At 67.4% G+C, this 17213-nt stretch carries 17 protein-coding genes and 1 pseudogene; 11 read left to right on the forward strand and 7 right to left on the reverse strand.

Translation table 11 applies throughout. The features are described 5' to 3' along the window. Positions 1–2 precede the first annotated feature (2 nt). Positions 3–809 carry a GtrA family protein gene (locus ACWDV4_RS03770; protein ID WP_449974598.1) on the reverse strand — a complete coding sequence of 269 codons (807 nt, stop codon included), beginning with the start codon at positions 807–809 and terminating at the stop codon, positions 3–5. Between the two features lie 69 nt (positions 810–878). After that, on the reverse strand, positions 879–1418 hold the full coding sequence (locus ACWDV4_RS03775) for a GtrA family protein (RefSeq protein ID WP_449974600.1): 540 nt from the start codon (positions 1416–1418) through the stop codon (positions 879–881). 469 nt (positions 1419–1887) lie between these two features. Here ACWDV4_RS03775 and ACWDV4_RS03780 point away from each other — a divergent pair, with 469 nt between their 5' ends. The 3 genes from ACWDV4_RS03780 (at position 1888) to ACWDV4_RS03790 (ending at position 5509) form a co-directional block, all read left to right on the forward strand. After that, a complete protein-coding gene (locus ACWDV4_RS03780; protein WP_449974601.1) occupies positions 1888–3744 on the forward strand; it encodes a phosphoenolpyruvate carboxykinase (GTP) in 1857 nt (618 codons plus the stop codon). A 30-nt stretch (positions 3745–3774) separates the two neighbouring features. Then, a complete protein-coding gene (locus tag ACWDV4_RS03785) occupies positions 3775–4662 on the forward strand; it encodes a hypothetical protein (RefSeq protein WP_449974602.1) in 888 nt (295 codons plus the stop codon). 76 nt (positions 4663–4738) lie between these two features. After that, entirely contained in the window at positions 4739–5509 is a 771-nt protein-coding gene (locus ACWDV4_RS03790) for an isoprenyl transferase (RefSeq protein WP_449974603.1), read from the forward strand. 50 nt (positions 5510–5559) lie between these two features. Here the strand turns inward: ACWDV4_RS03790 and otsB are convergent, their stop codons facing one another. The 3 genes from otsB to ACWDV4_RS03805 form a co-directional block, all read right to left on the reverse strand. Beyond that, positions 5560–6384 (reverse strand): trehalose-phosphatase, encoded by an 825-nt coding sequence (gene otsB / locus ACWDV4_RS03795; RefSeq protein ID WP_449974604.1) that lies wholly within the window; start codon positions 6382–6384, stop codon positions 5560–5562. Positions 6385–6437: 53 nt separating this feature from the next. After that, entirely contained in the window at positions 6438–6806 is a 369-nt protein-coding gene (locus ACWDV4_RS03800; RefSeq protein ID WP_449974606.1) for a hypothetical protein, read from the reverse strand. A 163-nt stretch (positions 6807–6969) separates the two neighbouring features. Then, complete coding sequence (locus ACWDV4_RS03805) at positions 6970–7470, reverse strand: XRE family transcriptional regulator (protein ID WP_449974688.1); 501 nt, start codon at positions 7468–7470, stop codon at positions 6970–6972. Between the two features lie 204 nt (positions 7471–7674). Between ACWDV4_RS03805 and ACWDV4_RS03810 the strand changes: the two are divergent. From ACWDV4_RS03810 to ACWDV4_RS03835, 6 genes and pseudogenes are all read left to right on the forward strand, one after another. Next, a pseudogene (locus ACWDV4_RS03810) lies at positions 7675–7986 on the forward strand (hypothetical protein); the annotation flags it as partial. A gap of 113 nt (positions 7987–8099) precedes the next feature. Continuing rightward, on the forward strand, positions 8100–8432 hold the full coding sequence (locus ACWDV4_RS03815) for a hypothetical protein (RefSeq protein WP_449974608.1): 333 nt from the start codon (positions 8100–8102) through the stop codon (positions 8430–8432). A 376-nt stretch (positions 8433–8808) separates the two neighbouring features. Next, complete coding sequence (locus ACWDV4_RS03820) at positions 8809–10248, forward strand: PhoH family protein (RefSeq protein WP_449974609.1); 1440 nt, start codon at positions 8809–8811, stop codon at positions 10246–10248. Positions 10249–10538: 290 nt separating this feature from the next. Next, complete coding sequence (locus ACWDV4_RS03825) at positions 10539–11216, forward strand: aggregation-promoting factor C-terminal-like domain-containing protein (RefSeq protein WP_449974610.1); 678 nt, start codon at positions 10539–10541, stop codon at positions 11214–11216. A gap of 229 nt (positions 11217–11445) precedes the next feature. Further along, positions 11446–12096 carry a rhomboid family intramembrane serine protease gene (locus tag ACWDV4_RS03830; protein WP_449974611.1) on the forward strand — a complete coding sequence of 217 codons (651 nt, stop codon included), beginning with the start codon at positions 11446–11448 and terminating at the stop codon, positions 12094–12096. Between the two features lie 242 nt (positions 12097–12338). Continuing rightward, complete coding sequence (locus ACWDV4_RS03835) at positions 12339–13307, forward strand: NAD(P)/FAD-dependent oxidoreductase (protein ID WP_449974612.1); 969 nt, start codon at positions 12339–12341, stop codon at positions 13305–13307. Between the two features lie 32 nt (positions 13308–13339). Here ACWDV4_RS03835 and ACWDV4_RS03840 read toward each other — a convergent pair whose 3' ends face one another. After that, positions 13340–14338 carry a DMT family transporter gene (locus tag ACWDV4_RS03840; RefSeq protein ID WP_449974690.1) on the reverse strand — a complete coding sequence of 333 codons (999 nt, stop codon included), beginning with the start codon at positions 14336–14338 and terminating at the stop codon, positions 13340–13342. 4 nt (positions 14339–14342) lie between these two features. Then, a complete protein-coding gene (glpX, locus tag ACWDV4_RS03845) occupies positions 14343–15374 on the reverse strand; it encodes a class II fructose-bisphosphatase (protein ID WP_449974614.1) in 1032 nt (343 codons plus the stop codon). A gap of 165 nt (positions 15375–15539) precedes the next feature. On the opposite strand from glpX, the gene ACWDV4_RS03850 reads away from it, so the two are divergent. Further along, positions 15540–16151, forward strand: coding sequence for a DUF4245 domain-containing protein (locus ACWDV4_RS03850; RefSeq protein ID WP_449974616.1), 612 nt, complete (start codon positions 15540–15542; stop codon positions 16149–16151). Between the two features lie 218 nt (positions 16152–16369). Further along, a complete protein-coding gene (locus tag ACWDV4_RS03855) occupies positions 16370–17185 on the forward strand; it encodes a hypothetical protein (RefSeq protein ID WP_449974617.1) in 816 nt (271 codons plus the stop codon). Positions 17186–17213: the final 28 nt, after the last annotated feature.

A 17213-nucleotide genomic window follows, 5' to 3' on the forward strand; every position in this document is an offset into this window, starting at 1 on the left:
GGTCAGCGGCTCGAGGGCCGTTGGCTGGCGGCGTGCAGCTCGGCGGCGAGCTCAGCCTCCAGTTCGGCATCGATCGAGTTGGCGAGGTCTATCGCGGTGCGATCGCGGTCCACCGCAGTGAGTTCGCGGTCTACCGGGACGAGCCGGCCGAGGGTGGCGTCGAGGGCCGAGTCGGTGTCCGGTGCCGTCCGGGCCTGAGGCGCGGTAGCAGTGCTGGTGGGGGAATCGTCGGGAATCGTCTCTTCCAGTTCGGCCACCGCCTCGGCGAATTCTGCGACCGGATCCAGCTCGGCCAGGATCTCGCCAGCGTGCTCGTCGTGCTCGGGTCCGTCAACGGCCAGGGCGCCGTCGGCGACCGGTGCTGTGGTGGCGACGGGGACCGGCCGGAAGACGAAGGTGCGGTAGGACCAGAACCGGAACGCGGTACCCAGGACCAGGCCAGCGGTCTTGGCGACGTTGATCGCCAGCAGCCCGGAGACGCCCAGCCCGTACTTCGCCACTGCCAGGACACCCAACTCGATGATCAGCCCGGTGGCGTTGAACAGGAAGAACAGTGCGTATTCCCGGCGCATCGCCGACTTTGGCCGGTCCCGGTAGGTCCAGTGCCGATTCATCAGATAGGACGTGATGGTGGCGACGACGGTCGCGATGACCGTTGCCTTCAACTGACCATTGGAAAATACCGTTAGTGCGAGCGCGTTGAACACTGCGTAGTTGATGATCGTGTTCGCGCCACCAACGATGCCGAACTTCAGCGCCTCGTGGACGAACTTCTGCCAGCGATCGGGCAGTAGGCGGACAAGACGCATGTAGACACCTTAAAGCAGCGAGAAGGGCGGACCGGGGAGCCTGCTGGGGGATGGGGCGAGAAACACTGACTAGTCACTCTTCGTGATCGCATCGGGCGCGTCCTGTGCGGCCGGTCCAACGAAGACGAATCGCCGATAGGACCAGAAGCGGAACAGGGTGCCGAGGGCGGCGCCGACCAGGTTGGCGGAGATGTTGTCCGCCAGGAGTGACTTGAACACGGAGGGCCAGATGGCGCCCAGCCCGTAGTGGCTGATGGCGAGGCAGGCCAGGCCGATGCCGAGCCCCACGGCGTTGAAGAAGAAGTAGAGCGAGTATTCGCGGGCCATGCCGGATCGCTCTCGATGTCGCCAGGTCCAGAACCGGTTGCCGACGAACGCGATCGTCGCCGCGACTGCGGTGGAGAAGGTCTTCGCGGTCAGTCGTTCCATGCCAAGTCGGGTGACGGCATAGTTGAACAGCGCAAAGTCTACGAAGAAGGCAAAACCGCCCACAACGCCAAACTTGCCCAGCTCTCGGACGAGGTGGCCAAATCGGTCGATGAGTAGGTGGCGGAGGCCTCGACGGGTGCCCGAAGGGCTCGGCTGGCCGCCGGTAACGGTCGATGGCACGGGTTCGAGCCTACCGGCTGAGGCCGCCACTCACCGGCAGCAACGTCGATCCGGGAGGTTGGTTGGCGTGCCGAAATCCGGAAATGTTATTTGTGATGCTGCGGTTACCCTCTGTCAATTGTGGGGAAGTTAAGCGGAATGAGCCGTCAACCGTCCAGGCGTCATCGGGAGAGCAAACCGTCAGCCGTCCCGCCGGCAGCGAGCCGCCAACTGTCCTAGTGGGAGCCGGCCGGTATCAGCGATGGGACTCGAAGGATTTGCGCGAAACTGCGCGTAGCAGCGATGAATAGTTCGCGTTGCGGCAGCTTGCCCGAAGCTTGTGCAGTTCTTCACAACCAGTCCCGCTGCCCCGGGCCTTTCCCCGGTTTACGCTGAGTGGAATCCCAGGTATCACGAAGGCGAAGCGGTTACCGCCCGTCAGAGTCGTGCATCCCAATACCGGTCAATGTCGACCACAAGGAGATGTGTCATGGTTGCTCCGGCCACTGTTCGGGGTATCGATCAGGCCCCGACCTCCCACCCGAAACTGCTTGCCTGGGTCCGCGAAGTCGCCGAATTGACCACCCCTGAGCGGGTCGTTTGGGTCGACGGCTCGGACGAAGAGTGGCAACAGCTCACCGACGAACTGGTAGAGGCCGGCACGCTGGTCCGATTGAACCCAGAGCGCAAGCCGAACTCGTTCTGGGCACGTACCGACCCATCCGACGTGGCGCGGGTGGAGGAGCGCACCTTCATCTGCTCGGTCGACGAGGCCGACGCTGGACCCACCAACAACTGGATGGCTCCGGCCGAGATGAAGCGGACGATGACGGAGCTCTACCGCGGTTGCATGCGCGGTCGGACGATGTACGTCATCCCGTTCTGCATGGGGCCGTTGGAGGCCGAACAGCCCATGTTCGGCGTCGAGATCACCGACAGCCCGTACGTGGTCGCCTCCATGCGCATAATGACTCGGATGGGTAGCAAGGTGCTGGCCGGAATGGGCGACAACGCGGACTTCGTGCACGCGCTGCACTCGGTCGGTGCCCCGCTGGCTCCCGGCGCGCAGGACGAGGTCTGGCCGTGCAACCAGACCAAGTACATCTCCCACTTCCCCGAGAGCCGGGAGATCTGGTCCTACGGTTCGGGCTACGGCGGTAACTCGCTGCTGGGCAAGAAGTGCTACTCGCTGCGGATCGCCAGCGTGATGGGCCGGGACGAGGGCTGGCTCGCCGAGCACATGCTGATCCTCAAGATGACCTCGCCGGAGGGCAAGGTCTACCACATCGCCGGCGCGTTCCCGTCCGCCTGCGGCAAGACCAACCTGGCCATGGTCGAGCCGACCATCCCGGGCTGGAAGGTCGAGACCATCGGTGACGACATCGCCTGGATGCGGTTCGGCGAGGACGGCCGCCTCTACGCGCTCAACCCCGAGTACGGCCTCTTCGGCGTGGCACCGGGCACCGACTGGAAGACCAACGCCAACGCCATGCGGACGCTGGACCGGGGCAACTCGATCTTCACCAACGTCGGCCTCACCGACGACGGTGACATCTGGTGGGAGGGAATGGGCGAGCCGCCGGCCCACCTCATCGACTGGAAGGGCAAGGATTGGACCCCGGAGAACGGGGAACTCTCCTCCCACGCGAACAGCCGGTTCTGCACCCCGATCAAGCAGTGCCCGATCCTGGCCGACGAGTACGAGGACCCGCGCGGCGTACCGATCGACGCGATTCTCTTCGGTGGTCGGCGTAGGGACACCGTCCCGCTGGTGACCGAGGCGCGCGACTGGGTGCACGGCGTCTACATGGGAGCGACGCTTTCCTCGGAGACCACCGCTGCCGCCTCCGGGCAGGTCGGCGTGGTGCGCCGCGACCCGATGGCGATGCTGCCGTTCATCGGCTACCACGCGGGTGACTACTTCCGGCACTGGATCGAGATGGGCAAGGGCGTCGACGGTGACGCCGAGAAGCTGCCGAAGGTCTACTACGTCAACTGGTTCCGCAAGGACGCCGACGGTAAGTTCCTGTGGCCCGGCTTCGGCGAGAACTCCCGGGTGCTCAAGTGGATCGTCGAGCGGATCGAGGGCAAGGCCGACGCGGTCGAGACGCCGATCGGCATGGTGCCGACCATCGACGCGCTCGACGTCGACGGCCTCGGCCTCACTCGTGAGGACATCCGGATCGCCCTCAAGGTCGACGTCGACGAGTGGCGCAACGAGCTGCCCCTGATCACCGAGTGGTTCGACAAGTTCGGTGACAAGCTGCCCGGTGTGCTCTGGGCGGAGTTGGACGCGCTGCGTGCCCGCCTCGACGCCGAGCAGGCGGTCGAGGGGCGCCAGGCGTAGCCCTGGCCCGGATCGGGCATCATCATCAACATGACGACGGCCGCCGCGACGAAGGTCCGGCGGCCGTCGGCTGTCCGCTTCCTGACCGCGCTGCTGGTCGTCACCGCTGCGGCCACCGTCGTGGTCGAGCTGCTCAACTGGCGGTACGCCCCGGAGTCCGGCTTCGGGCTGGCAGTACGTACGGGTTGGGCGCTGCTGCGTTCGTTGGGCTTCCTCGTCCTGATCCGTCAGGTGCGTCGGGGTCGGAGTGCTGCCCGCCCGTTCGGGCTGATCCTGGCCGTGACCACCGTCTTCGCGGTGGGTCGACTGGTCGTGCCCCGTACCGGCGCTCCGCCCCTACCCGGCGTGCTCGGCTTCGCCGCGCTGACCGTCCTCTGCGCGGCGGTGGTGTGGTTGCTCTACCGCTCGCCGTCGGTACGGGAGTTCATGGTGCGGCACCCGGGGCGGCTCGTCATCGATCGGCAGGGCATCTCCTGGCGGGAGGTGCCGCCTCGGCGTCCGCCGATCGCCGGCTGGTTGCTCACGGTACGGGCGGCGGTGTTCACGTACAGCCCGTTGATGCTGGTGCCGTGCCTGGTGGCGGTCGGTGAGGTCTTCGCCGGGCGGATTCTCGCCGTACCTGTCGTGGTGTTCTGGCTGGCCGCCTCCTTCGGTGCCAGCTACGTGGTGCTCTTCGGCACGTTCTTCCTACTGCGAGGCCGACGCTGGGCAGCCGGACTGCTGGTCGTGGTCACGTTGGTCGTACTCCTGGTGGATCTGCCGTTGTGTTGGTTCCTGCTCGGCGTCGACGGGCTGGTCCGTGATGGTGCTCCGCTGGTGGTGGCGGCCGGGATCGCGCTGTACGGCATATGGCGGGCGGCGGTCACTGAGCGTCCCGGGGTCGCCGACTCCAGTGCGGTGGCCGACGTCTCGATGTGACCGCTGACACCCTGGTGGTGGTCGGTGCGGGTCGGTAGCTGACACACCTGCCAACGCAGTCGCTACTCTCAAGGTGATGACTCTGCGGGACCTTATCTACTCGGTGTACGAGCGGCGGCTGACGGCGAAGCTCGCCGGACGGCCGGTACCCCGACATGTCGGGGTGATGTGCGACGGTAACCGGAGATGGGCCAGGGAGATGGGGTACGTCGACCCCAACGACGGGCACCGGGTCGGCGCCGCCAAGATCAAACACGTGCTCAACTGGTGTGACCAGGCCGGCATCGGGCACGTCACCCTCTATCTGCTGGCCACCGAGAACCTGCGTCGCCCGGCCAAGGAGCTCGACCCGCTCGTGAAGATCATCGAGGATCTGGTCGTCGAGCTGGCCGAGGAGGGCAACCCCTGGCGGCTGCGCATGGTCGGCGCGCTCGACCTGCTGCCGACCCAGACGAGTGGGACGTTGAAGGCCGCTGAGGAGCACACCCGGGATCGCGCCGGTGGGGCGCAGGTCAACATCGCGGTCGGGTACGGCGGCCGGCAGGAGATCGCCGACGCCGTACGGTCACTGCTCCAGGAGCATGCGGCGGCGGGTGGCACCATCGAGGAGTTGGCCGAGGTGCTCGACGTGGAGCACATCGCGGAACACCTTTACACCCGGGGACAGCCGGATCCCGACCTGGTCATCCGGACCAGCGGAGAGCAGCGCCTCTCCGGGTTCCTGCTCTGGCAGTCGGCCCATTCGGAGTTCTACTTCTGCGACGTGAACTGGCCGGACTTCCGGCACGTCGACTTCCTCCGGGCGCTGCGCTCGTACGCCAGTCGACAACGCCGGTACGGCGCCTGACCCGTTGCGGTGCTGCTCAGCTGAAGGTGTTGTTCAGCTGAGCGCGTCGCTCAGCTGAACCGGTGTACGGCTTCGGTGAGGAAGTCGCCGAGCGCTTCCGGAGACTCGATGGTCAGGTCGGCCGCGGTAGAGACCTCCTGGCCGGTCTCCGGGTTCGCTACGGCGACACAGACCCCGAAGAAGGAGGGATCTGCGGCTTCCCGGGCCCGTAGGGCGGCGAATGCCTTGATGTCGGAAACGTCGTCACCGAAGTACCAGGCGCAACCGGCCGATGGGACGGCTTCCCCGATCACCATGCCCTTGTCCCGATCGACCGGTGGCTTCAGCTCGATGACCATGCGCCCGCACTGCACGCGTAGGCCGAGTCGTTCAGCCTGCGCCTGGCCCCACGATTCGACGGCTGCGGCCAGTTCGGGGGCGGTGCGATAGTGCAGGGCCACGGAGAGCCGCTTGTATTCCACCAGCGTCCCCTCGGGCAGTTCGGCCCGGGCGCGCTCCGCCAACTCGACCATGGTTGGCACCCAGGGCAGCGCGGCCGGCTCGGTCACCGTTTCGCCGGACCCGTGACTGTGCTCCAGGCCGTAGAGGCCGTAGAGGTCGACGTCGGTGAGGGAGGCGAACCGGTCGCGCAGGAACTCGACCGGCCGGGCCGAGACGATCGCCACCCGTTGCACCACCGAGGTGAGGGCTTCGATCGCCGCGAGGACCTTCGGTGCCGGCTGCACCGCGGTGGGATCGTCCTCGACCGGGGCGAGTGTGCCGTCGAAGTCGAAGAACAGCACACATTGCCCGGCTCGGTCGATCGTGGCGTTCCACGCCTGATCCACGGAGAAGGGGCGGGTCAGCTGATGGTTTTCAGAGTTGTACGGCCGCACGGGCGTCAGCGTACCCCGGCAGCTGTCCGTTCGGACGACCTGTTACTGAACGTTCAGTCGTCGCCTCCGATCATCGCGCGTCGGCCGTGCAGTCTCGGACCGATGGGTACGACGGCCGCGTCCGGGCTGTGACCGAGTAGGTAGCCCTCGACGAAGCCGGCGTTGTGGTCGCCCGTGTGGCTCTCGATCTCGTTCAGCCGGGCGACGAGGAACTCGGTGAGGGCGGTGATGCGCCCGATGAGCCGGTCGTGCAGTTCGGCGACCACGGCCAGCACGGTGGCGCTGGCGGTGGTGGTGATGGCGAGCAGGTTCAGGATCATCGGAACCTGTTGACCATTGACCGTGCCGATCACGACGTTGGCGGTCACGCACAGTGTCGCTGACACCGCGGCCACCACTACTGCCATCCATTTCAGGGTCATGGGATTGACCCCTCCTTCTGTCCCGCAGGGCTGGGTTCGGCCTTGTCCCGTCCCCCCGCCGACGACGAGCCCAAGCAGTACGAAAAGGCACGCTAGCGCGCCCGTTCCGCCCGGAACAGGGGGCGGATGGCGCAGAGTATGCAGTTTTTCACCATCTGAGGAACTAGCCTGCTTGTTTGCCCCGTTTTCCGGCATTAGGCGGCATTATTGGGCGATAAGCGAGGTAGCGAATTGTTTCCCGAATATGAAACTTCTCTGCATCAGAGACGTTCGGGTCGACCAGTCGCCGGAGCAGCGCTTCCACGTCCGGGTCCATCGGTGGCGCGTGGGGCGTCGGACGTGTCGGGTTACCTCGGTCCCAGCCGAGCACCCCGAAGGCGACGGTCGGATTGATGCCGAGGCCCTCACAGAACGCGACAACCCGTTCGGCCTCCGGGTCGCTGGCCCACTCGCCGCGTACCCAGCGGTTGATGGTCTGCCGGGAGACTCCGGTACGGCGGGACACCTCGGAGCCGGTCCAGGCGCGGGTAGCACGGGCATCGGCCAGCGCCTTGCGAATGAAGGCGGCGAAGGCGATTTTTCGCCCATGGGCGCGGTCCGACACCTGGCGACGGTACGGCCAGCTTTCCGGCCGCGCAGCTGTCCGCGCAGCGATGTATTGCATGCGTGACAGATTTTCACGCTTTCCAGCTTTGGGCATGCTGGCGTTGTCGAGGGGCATCACGTCGGCAGGATAGGTGCACCAAGGGGTGGCGGTAATCGTACGAAAAGCTGATACTGTCACGCGCATGAGACGCCCTACCGTGTGTCACGTGCTTGAGACGATCTGCGTTCAGGCGGGTCACGTACTCGTGACAGGAGTGGTTCGGTGATCGAACTCGCGACCCGCGCCCAGGCATTCGGATTGATCGCTGACGGGGTGGCCGCCGGACTCAGCGCTCCCTGGCGTCTCTACCTTGCTCGTGGTTCCCGCTATCTCGCACTCAACGTGGGTGATCGTGCCGAGTGGGACTCGTGGCGTACGCATCTCGGCTGCCCGGAACTCAGCGTGCGGGTCTATGACGCCGGTGGTGAGATCAGACGGGCCTCGGTCGCCGAGGTGATCCTCGATGGCTGCCGGATCAGTGTCGAACTGGTTGAGGAGGTCGGCACCGACGACCTCGACCGGTTGCCCGTCATCGGCGACCAGCTGCTCGGCGATGGTGACGGCGACGGCGACAGTGATGGCGACAGTGATGGCGATGGCGAGCAATCGTTTGGTACCGACCGGGCCATGTGTGACGGGGAGGAGCGATGAGCCCCTTCTTCCTGGTCTTCCTCGTGCTGCTGCTCTGCTCGTCGAGTTACGCGGCAGGACGCCTGCACGGGCAGCTCAGCTACCGGATCGGCTATCGGTTCGGATACCGACAGGGTTACTTCGACGGCGACCGGGGGGCATGGAACCGTCGGCGCCGGGAGGCGCAGGCGGCCATCGCCTCGGTGCTGGCGGTGCCATCACCCACGACAACTGACAGCGCCCGCACCGTCGTACGTCAGGGAACGACATACACGGGCGCCTCCTTCGCGGGGACCGCGACCAACGGCGGACGGCACTCCACCGACGTCTTCGCCGGCCGCAACGCATGACCGGCGGCGACGGTGGGGTGAGCGGTCGCCCGCGAACACGGTGCGCCGTCCGCGGCGGACGCGCACCGTCTGGGGTCACGTCAGACCGGTGACGGTGATCCCACCGGCCGGGATGCGCGCAGGGGGCATGCATCCCGGCCGGTCCCAGCTCGGGGCGGGTCCGACAGCCACGCGCTGAGGAGATCAGCGGGATGTGGCTAGCCCAAGCGGTCTTGCCCGGCTAGCGTCTAGGCATGGCGCGGGGTTGTCCCGAGCCAGCCGGACGGCCCGGACTCTGCGAGATGCTGTGTGCACGGGGCCACACCCGACCTCGTGCTCCGGGCACCGGACGAGGCGGACTGCGGGTGGACGGGTGCACACCCGCCGGAGCAGGCCTGTGACGACTCGTCGTACCAACCACCGGGCTGAGCAGAGCCCGGCCGCCACTACCACCGGTCGCCGGACCGGTGCCGCCATCGCCGACCGGATCAGCGGCCGTCGCCGTACCGCCGGGAAGTCGGCTGGCGAGCCAGCGGAGCCCGAACCGGCTCGCCAGATATACGTCCTGGACACCTCCGTCCTGCTCTCCGACCCGGCGGCCTTCCACCGGTTCGCCGGACACGAGGTGGTGCTACCGCTCGTGGTCATCACCGAGTTGGAAGGAAAACGCCACCATCCCGAACTCGGCTGGTTCGCCCGGCAGGCCCTGCGGACGCTCGACGAGATCCGGGTCCGGCACGGGCGGCTCGACCAGCCGGTACCGGCCAACGACGTCGGCGGCACCCTACGGGTGGAGCTGAACCATGCCGACAGCGGAGTGCTGCCGGTGGGCTTCCGTACCGAGTCCAACGACGCCCGGATCCTCGCCGTGGCCCTCAACCTGGCCGCCGAGGGACGCGACGTCACGCTGGTGAGCAAGGACATGCCGCTGCGGGTCAAGGCGGCGGCGGTCGGCCTCGCCGCCGATGAGTACCGGCACGGCCAGGCGAGCGATCCGACCTGGACCGGGATGGCCGAGCTGGGATTGGGTACGGAGCAGGTCGGCCAGTTGTACGCCGGTGAGGCGGTGGACCTGGACGAAGCGGCCGGACTGCCGTGCCACACCGGACTGGTGTTGCAGTCCCCCCGCGGCTCCGCCCTGGGGCGGGTGTTGCCCGACAAGACGGTACGGCTGGTCCGCGGTGACCGGGAGGCGTTCGGGCTGCGGGGTCGGTCGGCGGAGCAGCGGATCGCACTCGACCTGCTGCTCGACGAGTCGATCGGGATCGTCTCCCTGGGCGGTCGGGCGGGCACCGGCAAGTCCGCGCTGGCGCTCTGCGCGGGCCTGGAGGCGGTGATGGAACGCGGTCGGCACAAGAAGGTCATCGTCTTCCGTCCGCTGTACGCCGTCGGCGGTCAGGAGTTGGGCTATCTGCCCGGCTCGGAATCCGAGAAGATGTCGCCCTGGGCCCAGGCCGTCTTCGACACCCTCGGGGCGGTGGTGCACGAGAACGTGCTGGACGAGGTGCTGTCCCGGGGGATGCTCGAAGTGCTTCCACTGACCCACATCCGGGGCCGCAGCCTGCACGACGCCTTCGTCATCGTCGACGAGGCCCAGTCGCTGGAACGGGGCGTACTGCTCACCGTGCTGTCCCGGGTCGGGCAGGGCTCCCGGGTGGTGCTCACCCACGACGTGGCCCAGCGGGACAACCTGCGGGTCGGGCGGCACGACGGCGTGACTGCCGTGATCGAGGCACTCAAGGGGCACCCGATCTTCGCCCATGTGACCCTGACCCGTTCGGAGCGCTCACCCATCGCCGAGGTGGTGACCGATCTGCTGGAGGACATCCCCGGTTGAGTCGCCAAAGTGCTGAGCTTTGGTCCATATTTGCGGGCAAATATGGCGTGACCCAAGTCACATTTGAGACTGTTGGTTTCCCATCAGCCTCACCGTGCGCAATCGTGTCCGGTGAGCGCCAGCCAGCTGGGGAAGATCGTTGAAGTTGACTTACCCGGCGGCGGACGGTGCCGACGATCACCAGTCGGCGGGTCGCGACTCCGACGGGGTCGAGCGCTTGCGGCACCACCGGCCCCGTGGGGTCGCTACCCGGTGTGCCGCGTCCATGCCCCCGACGAAGGGACCACTTCGTGAGTCGGCTGTGGAGCCGGTACGGTGTCCGGACGCTCGCCGTCGCCCTGCTCGCTGTGGGCGTCACTGGCGGGTACTACCTGGGCGAAGATCGGGAAACCCAGCAACAAGGGATCGAGGCCCAACTGGCCGCGAACGTCGACGAGGCTGAGTTGGCGTACCAGCGGGAACGGCAGGCGGTCCACCAGTCGGCCACCGCCGGCAAGCGGGCTGCCGAGTACCAGGCCGCGGTCAAGGCGGCCGACGAGGCCAAGGCAGCGGCCGAGCGGGCCCGTAAGGCCCAGGCCGCGGCAGCGAGCCGCAAGAAGGAACGCGAGGAGGCGGAAGCGGCCACCAAGCCGTTCACCGGGCCGATCCCGGCCTCGTGCAACGAGTACAGCGGCAACCGGCAGATCGGCTGCGCGATCCTGCTGCAGGACGGGTTCGGCCTCGACCAGATGCCCTGCCTGGACAAGCTCTGGACCAAGGAAAGTGGCTGGAACCCCAAGGCCAGCAACTCCTCCAGCGGGGCGTACGGCATCCCGCAGGCGGTGCCGGGCAGCAAGATGGCCTCGGTCGGTGACGACTGGAAGACCAACCCAGCGACTCAGATCAAGTGGGGCCTGGGCTACATCAAGGGCCGCTACGACACGCCATGTGGCGCCTGGGCGCACTCTCAGGCCAAGGGCTGGTACTGACGCGGCGACAACCTGCACCAACCGAAGAAACCGCAAAAGGGGTACGGATCTGGGGTCCGTACCCCTTTGGGGTTTTCCAGTGGGCCCTTGTGAGGCCGCTGGCTTCGCCTACGGTCGGGTACGGGCGGCCTGGTTCGCCAGCGCGGCGCACACGACTGAGTGAACTTCACGAAGGGTGGAGTGGCGGTAGCTCACGATAGCTGATAGCTACTTGTGGGTGAGATCCGAGATGCCTGGTCAGCGAGGTGACCCGTCCCAGTTCGGCAGCGAGGCGTTCTACGCCGCGCTCGGTCGGGCCTTCGTGGCCATGTGCGCGGTCGTGCCGGTGCTGTTCGTGATCGAGGCGCTGGATGTCTGGCTCGCCGCCGGCTTCGACACCCTCGGCGGCATCATCCCGCAGCGGATCGAGGGACTCGACGGCATCTTCTTCGGTCCGTTCCTGCACCACGGCTTCGACCATCTCTACAGCAACAGCGTGCCGCTGATCCTGCTCGGCACCTTCGTACTCGCCGCCGGGGTCCGACGTTTCCTCTACTCCACCCTGGTGATCGTGCTCGTCAGCGGATTCGGGGTGTGGATCACCGGCTCACCGAACTCGATCGTGGTCGGTGCCAGCGGAGTCGTCTTCGGCTACCTGGGCCTGCTGTTGGCCCGGGGCATCGTGGAACGCAGCTGGTGGAACCTGGCTGTGGTGCTGTTGGTGGGCATGCTCTACGGCGGGCAGTTGATTGGGGTGTTCCCCACCGACGAACAAATCTCCTGGCAGGGCCACCTGTTCGGGCTGCTCGGCGGAATCGTTGCGGCCATCCTCTTCCGCCGCCGTCGGCCCCGTAACGACGACGACCCGTATCGGACCGAGTCGACCCTGACCCTGCCCTGACTCGGTCCTGCCCTGACCCTGCCCTGACTCGGTCCTGCCCTGGCCTTGACCCGGCCCTGCCCCTGCCTGACTCTGTCCTGATCCGGCCCGGATCACCCCGCTCCCGGCCTGTCCCGGCCCGGGCTCTGGCAATTGGTGCCAGATCAGCGTCTTGCCGCGCCACGCCACCGCCCCCTACCGTCGAACCAGCAGACGCCCCTCCCGGGAAGCGACGCCCGGTAGCCGGAAGCGACGGTGAGCACATGCGCGAGGTCGATGTCGCCATCATCGGAGCCGGGCCGGCCGGCCTGTTCGCGGCGTACTATGCCGGGTTTCGGGGACTTTCCGTCGCGGTGGTGGACGCGTTACCCGAACCCGGCGGTCAGGTCACCGCGATGTACCCCGAGAAGGTCATCTTCGATGTCGCCGGGTTTCCCTCGATCAAGGGGCGGGACCTGGTTGCCAACCTGATCGCCCAGGCCGCGCCGTTCGCGCCGGAATACCTGCTCGGCGTCCGGGCGGAGCACCTGTCGTACCAGGCCGACCGGCCGGTGATCACGCTTTCCGACGGTGCGCGACTGCACTGCGGCTCGGTGCTGATCACAGGCGGGCTGGGCAGCTTCACACCCCGGCCGCTACCGGCCGCCAGTAACTTCACCGGCAACGGCCTGGTCTTCTTCGTACCGCAGCTGGCTGAGCTTGCCGGCCGGGACGTGCTCATCGTGGGCGGTGGCGACTCGGCCTTCGACTGGGCGTTGGCCCTGCACCCCCTGGCCCGCTCCGTCACCCTGGTCCACCGGCGCGACCGGTTCCGGGCCCACGCCGCCACGGTGGCACGGGTGCGTCAACTCCCGGTCCGGATCGTTGTCAACGCCGAGGTGACGAAGATCCACGGAGACGGCGCGGTCGCCGGCGTCGACCTCCAGGTCAGGGGCGGCGACGCCGAGACCGTACCGGTGGACACCCTGGTCGCGGCGCTGGGTTTCACCGCTGACCTTGGGCCACTGGCCGCCTGGGGACTGGCCCTGGACAAGCGGCACATCCTGGTTGACAGCACGATGGCGACCAATCTGCCCCGGGTCTTCGCCGCCGGGGACATCACCGAATACCCCGGCAAGGTTCGGCTGATCGCCACCGGCTTCGGCGAGGCGGCAACAGCGGTCAACAACGCCGCCGTGGTCATCGACCCGACCGCCCACATCTTCCCTGGGCATTCCTCCGACGTCGGGTGAGCGGGGGGAGTGGCGTTAGGAAGGGCCCCTTCCTAACGTTTTTTGTATAGGAAGGGGCCCTTCCTAACACCAAAGCGGGGGAGGGCGGCCGATGCGATGGCCACCGACGCCAGGGTCAGCAGCGCGCCCAACACGGTGTCGAGCCCCGGTCGCAGTTCTGCGGTCGACGGGACCACCAGATCGATCAGCACAGCCCCGACGACCTGCCCGGCGATGGTCGAGAGGCCGAGCAGCAGCACACCGGTGAACCGGACCACCGCCGCCGCGATCGTGATGAAGACGATGCCGATCGGCCCGCCCAGATAGAGCCACGGCTCGGTGGGCCACTGGCCCGCCGGCCAACCCCGTACCAGGACGTTCACGGCGAGGGCGACCAGCAGTGCGGTCGTACCGACAAGGAAGTTGACCCCGGCGGCGGTCAGAGCGCTGCCGGCGGCGACGCGTACCCGGCCATTGACCGCCTGCTGCCAGGCGACGCCCACTCCGGCGAGCACCGGCAACACGGCGAGCCCCAGCGCCGCCGGGTCGCTCAGCCGGTCGCCCACCGAGAGCAACACCGCGAGTACGGTGAGCACGGCGCCAGCGAGCCGGGCCGGAGTGACCGGCTGCGGCCCCAGCGGGCCGATCCCGGCCCGGTCCACGGCGAGACTGCTGGCCGACTGGCCGGCGACCACCGCCACGGTGAACACCGCCACCCCTAGCGCGCCCACGGTCAGCCCCTGCGTGACCACCAGGAACGCACCGCAGACACCACCGAGGCACTGCCACGGCCGTAGTGCGCCCCCGCGCAACGCGGTACGCAGCCCTGCCAGGCCCCGCCGTCCAGCCGGTACGGCGGGCACCAGTACGAGCAGCACCAGCAGCCCGATGCCGAACGAGACGGTGGCTGCGGCGATGCCGTCTTCTAGGCGTACGCCCAGCTCACCATTGATGCGTGACTGTAGGGCCACCGCGACCCCGGAAGCCACGGCGAGTGCGACGCCGATCGCTCGGCGCGGCGCCGGTGGTTCCGGGGCCGTCGAGGGGTTGATCAAGTTAGTCCTGTTCGGCCAAGGGCCGGCCGTCGAAGTCGACAGCCGAGTAGAGAGCCAGCTTTTCCAGCCGGTGGTAGGAGTCGATCACCCGGATGGTGCCGCTCTTGGAGCGCATCACGATCGACTGCGTGTACGCCCCGCCGGCGCGGTAGCTTACTCCGCGCAGCAGGTCACCCGAGGTGACCCCGGTGGCGACGAAGAAGCAGTTGTCCCCGGTCACCAGGTCGTCGGTGGTCAGCACCCGGTCGAGGTCGTGACCGGCGGCCAGCGCCTTGTCCCGTTCCTTGTCGTCCTTGGGCCAGAGCTTCGCCTGCAAGGAACCGCCCATGCACTTGAGCGCGCAGGCGGCGGTGATCCCCTCGGGCGTACCGCCGATGCCCATGAGCACATCCACCCCGGATTCGCCCCGGGCGGCGGCGATCGCCCCGGCGATGTCCCCGTCGGAGATGAACCGGATCGGAGCGCCGGCCCGGCGAATGTCGCGTACCAGGTCCTTGTGTCGCGGCCGGTCCAGGACGCAGACCGTGACGTCGGAGACGTCGGTGCCCTTGACCTTGGCGATCCGCCGGAGGTTCTCGGCCACCCCGGCGTTGATGTCGACGACGTCGGCGTAGGCCGGGCCGACGGCCAGCTTCTCCATGTAGAAGACGGCGCTCGGGTCGAACATCGCACCCCGCTCGGCAACCGCCAGTACGGCGAGCGCGTTCGGCATGCCCTTGCTCATCAGCGTCGTACCGTCGATCGGATCGACCGCGACGTCGACCTCGGGACCGGTGCCGTCTCCGACTTCCTCGCCGTTGAACAGCATCGGGGCGTTGTCCTTCTCGCCCTCGCCGATCACCACGACCCCGCGCATCGGGATCGAGTTGATCAGCTTGCGCATCGCGTCGACCGCGGCACCGTCGCCACCCTCCTTGTCACCCCGGCCGACCCACCGTCCGGCGGCCATGGCCGCCGCCTCGGTGACCCGGACCAGATCGAGGGCCAGGTTGCGGTCCAGATTCTGTGGGATCCGGTTGCTGCTGTTACTCACGACGGCTCCTCCTCGCGGCGTTGCGGGGTGGACCGGCATACTGCGGCGTCCGTCGATGCCGCCGCCGGCGTTGGAAGGAATCCTGGCACGCTGGTCAACTTAACGCCGGTTCGGGGCACCGGTGGCCCGGATCGCAGCAGCCGGCCAAGCTGCGAAGATGGGTACGTGGACCTCGCCCAGCCTGCCAGCCCCAGCCAGGACGCCCAGCCTGCCGGTCGTAGTCAGGACGACCGTACCCAGGATGAACCCACCCGTAACGTGGAGCCGCCGAGCTCCCAGCGGTCGGTCAAGGACATGGCCATCTCGCTGCTCGTGCTGCTCGTACCAATAGCCCTGTTGTTCGGCTTCTACCGGGCCTTCCTCGGGGGTGACCAGCCCATGGTGGTCGACACCGCGCCGGTCGTCGCCCAGGCCAGGTCGGCCAACGCCTTCCCGGTCGGTGAGCCGGCCGGGCTGGACCAGGAGTGGCGAGCTGTCACCGCCACCTTCCGCCGCTCCGACGATGGGGCGACGCTGCGTCTCGGCTACCTCAGTCCGTCCGGTGGGGGCGTGCAGGTGGTGCAGAGCAGCGTACCGGCCGAGAAGCTGCTGCCGACGGAGCTGGCGGCCACCGGTCCGGCGCAGGGCGCCACCGAGCTGGCTGGGCGGAGCTGGCAGCGGTATCCGGCCCGGTCCGGCGAGCGGGCCCTGGTGCTTCTGGAGCCGAACCGTACGGTGATCGTGGTCGGGGCCGCCCCGGAGTCGGAACTGCACGACCTGGCGCGTTCGCTGAATTGACCGGCGCCGTTCCGGCCATTATTGCCGGGTGTGATGCTTCTGACTCCAGCCGATTTTGCGTGCGGTTGCCGGCTAATGAACTGCGGTCGAGTAAGTGACGGGCGTCTCCCCTTGGATCAGGTTTATCGGACAGCGCGGCGGGATACGTGAGCGTTAAGCTCTTCCGTCTATCTCCGGTGGTGGTTCGCTGCCGGGCATTCTCTCTGGAGTGAATTCTCGTGAAGATTCGACGGTGGACGATCGCCGGCCTCGCTGCGGCGACGCTGCTTCTCCCCGGTGTCGCCGCGTGTGACGCTGGCGATGTTGCGCCGAACTCGGCCAGGTCGGAAGTGCCGGCCATCCCTGCGGACCCGAAGGAGGCCCTGCTTGCTTCCACCAAGGAAATCGCGAAGGGCAACTTCCGGTTCGCGGTGGAGAGCAATGGCATGACCAGCGCTGGCACGGTGCACATGCCCAGCCGGAGCGCCCAGATGTCGATGAAGGCTGATGACCCCGCCCTCGGTTTCTCGATGGAGGTAGAGCTTATCTACGTCGAGCCGGACAGCTACGTCAAGATGAAAGTCGGCGGCGCACTCGCTGATGTGCCGGGGATGGCGGCGCTGAACACCGGCAAGTACATGCACCTCGACCAGTCGAAGATCAAGGGTATCGAAGACCTTGAGTTCGACTTCAATGATGTCGACCCGGCCGGAGCCGACGTGCTGACCAAGGCGATCGTCGACGTCCAAAAGACCGGCGAGGGCGCCTACAGTGGCAAGATCGACCTGTCGAAGGCGACCGAGGCGGGGCTCAGCAACGAGGAAGTACTCAAGGCGCTTGGTGCCCAGGCCAACTCGCTGCCGTTCACCGCGAAGCTCGACGCTCAGGGTCGACTGACCGAGCTGGCGATCAAGGTGCCGACGGTCGGTGACATCAAGGAGCAGGAGCTGAAGGTCACCTACTCCGACTACGGTGCCGCCACCGCAGCGCAGAAGCCGGAGGCGAGCCAGACGCAGGAGGCTCCTGCCGGGGTCTACGACTTCTTCAAGGGCTGACAGTCCCGCTTTATCGAGGGGGGCGACC

This window comes from Micromonospora sp. NPDC003197 (assembly GCF_053590565.1).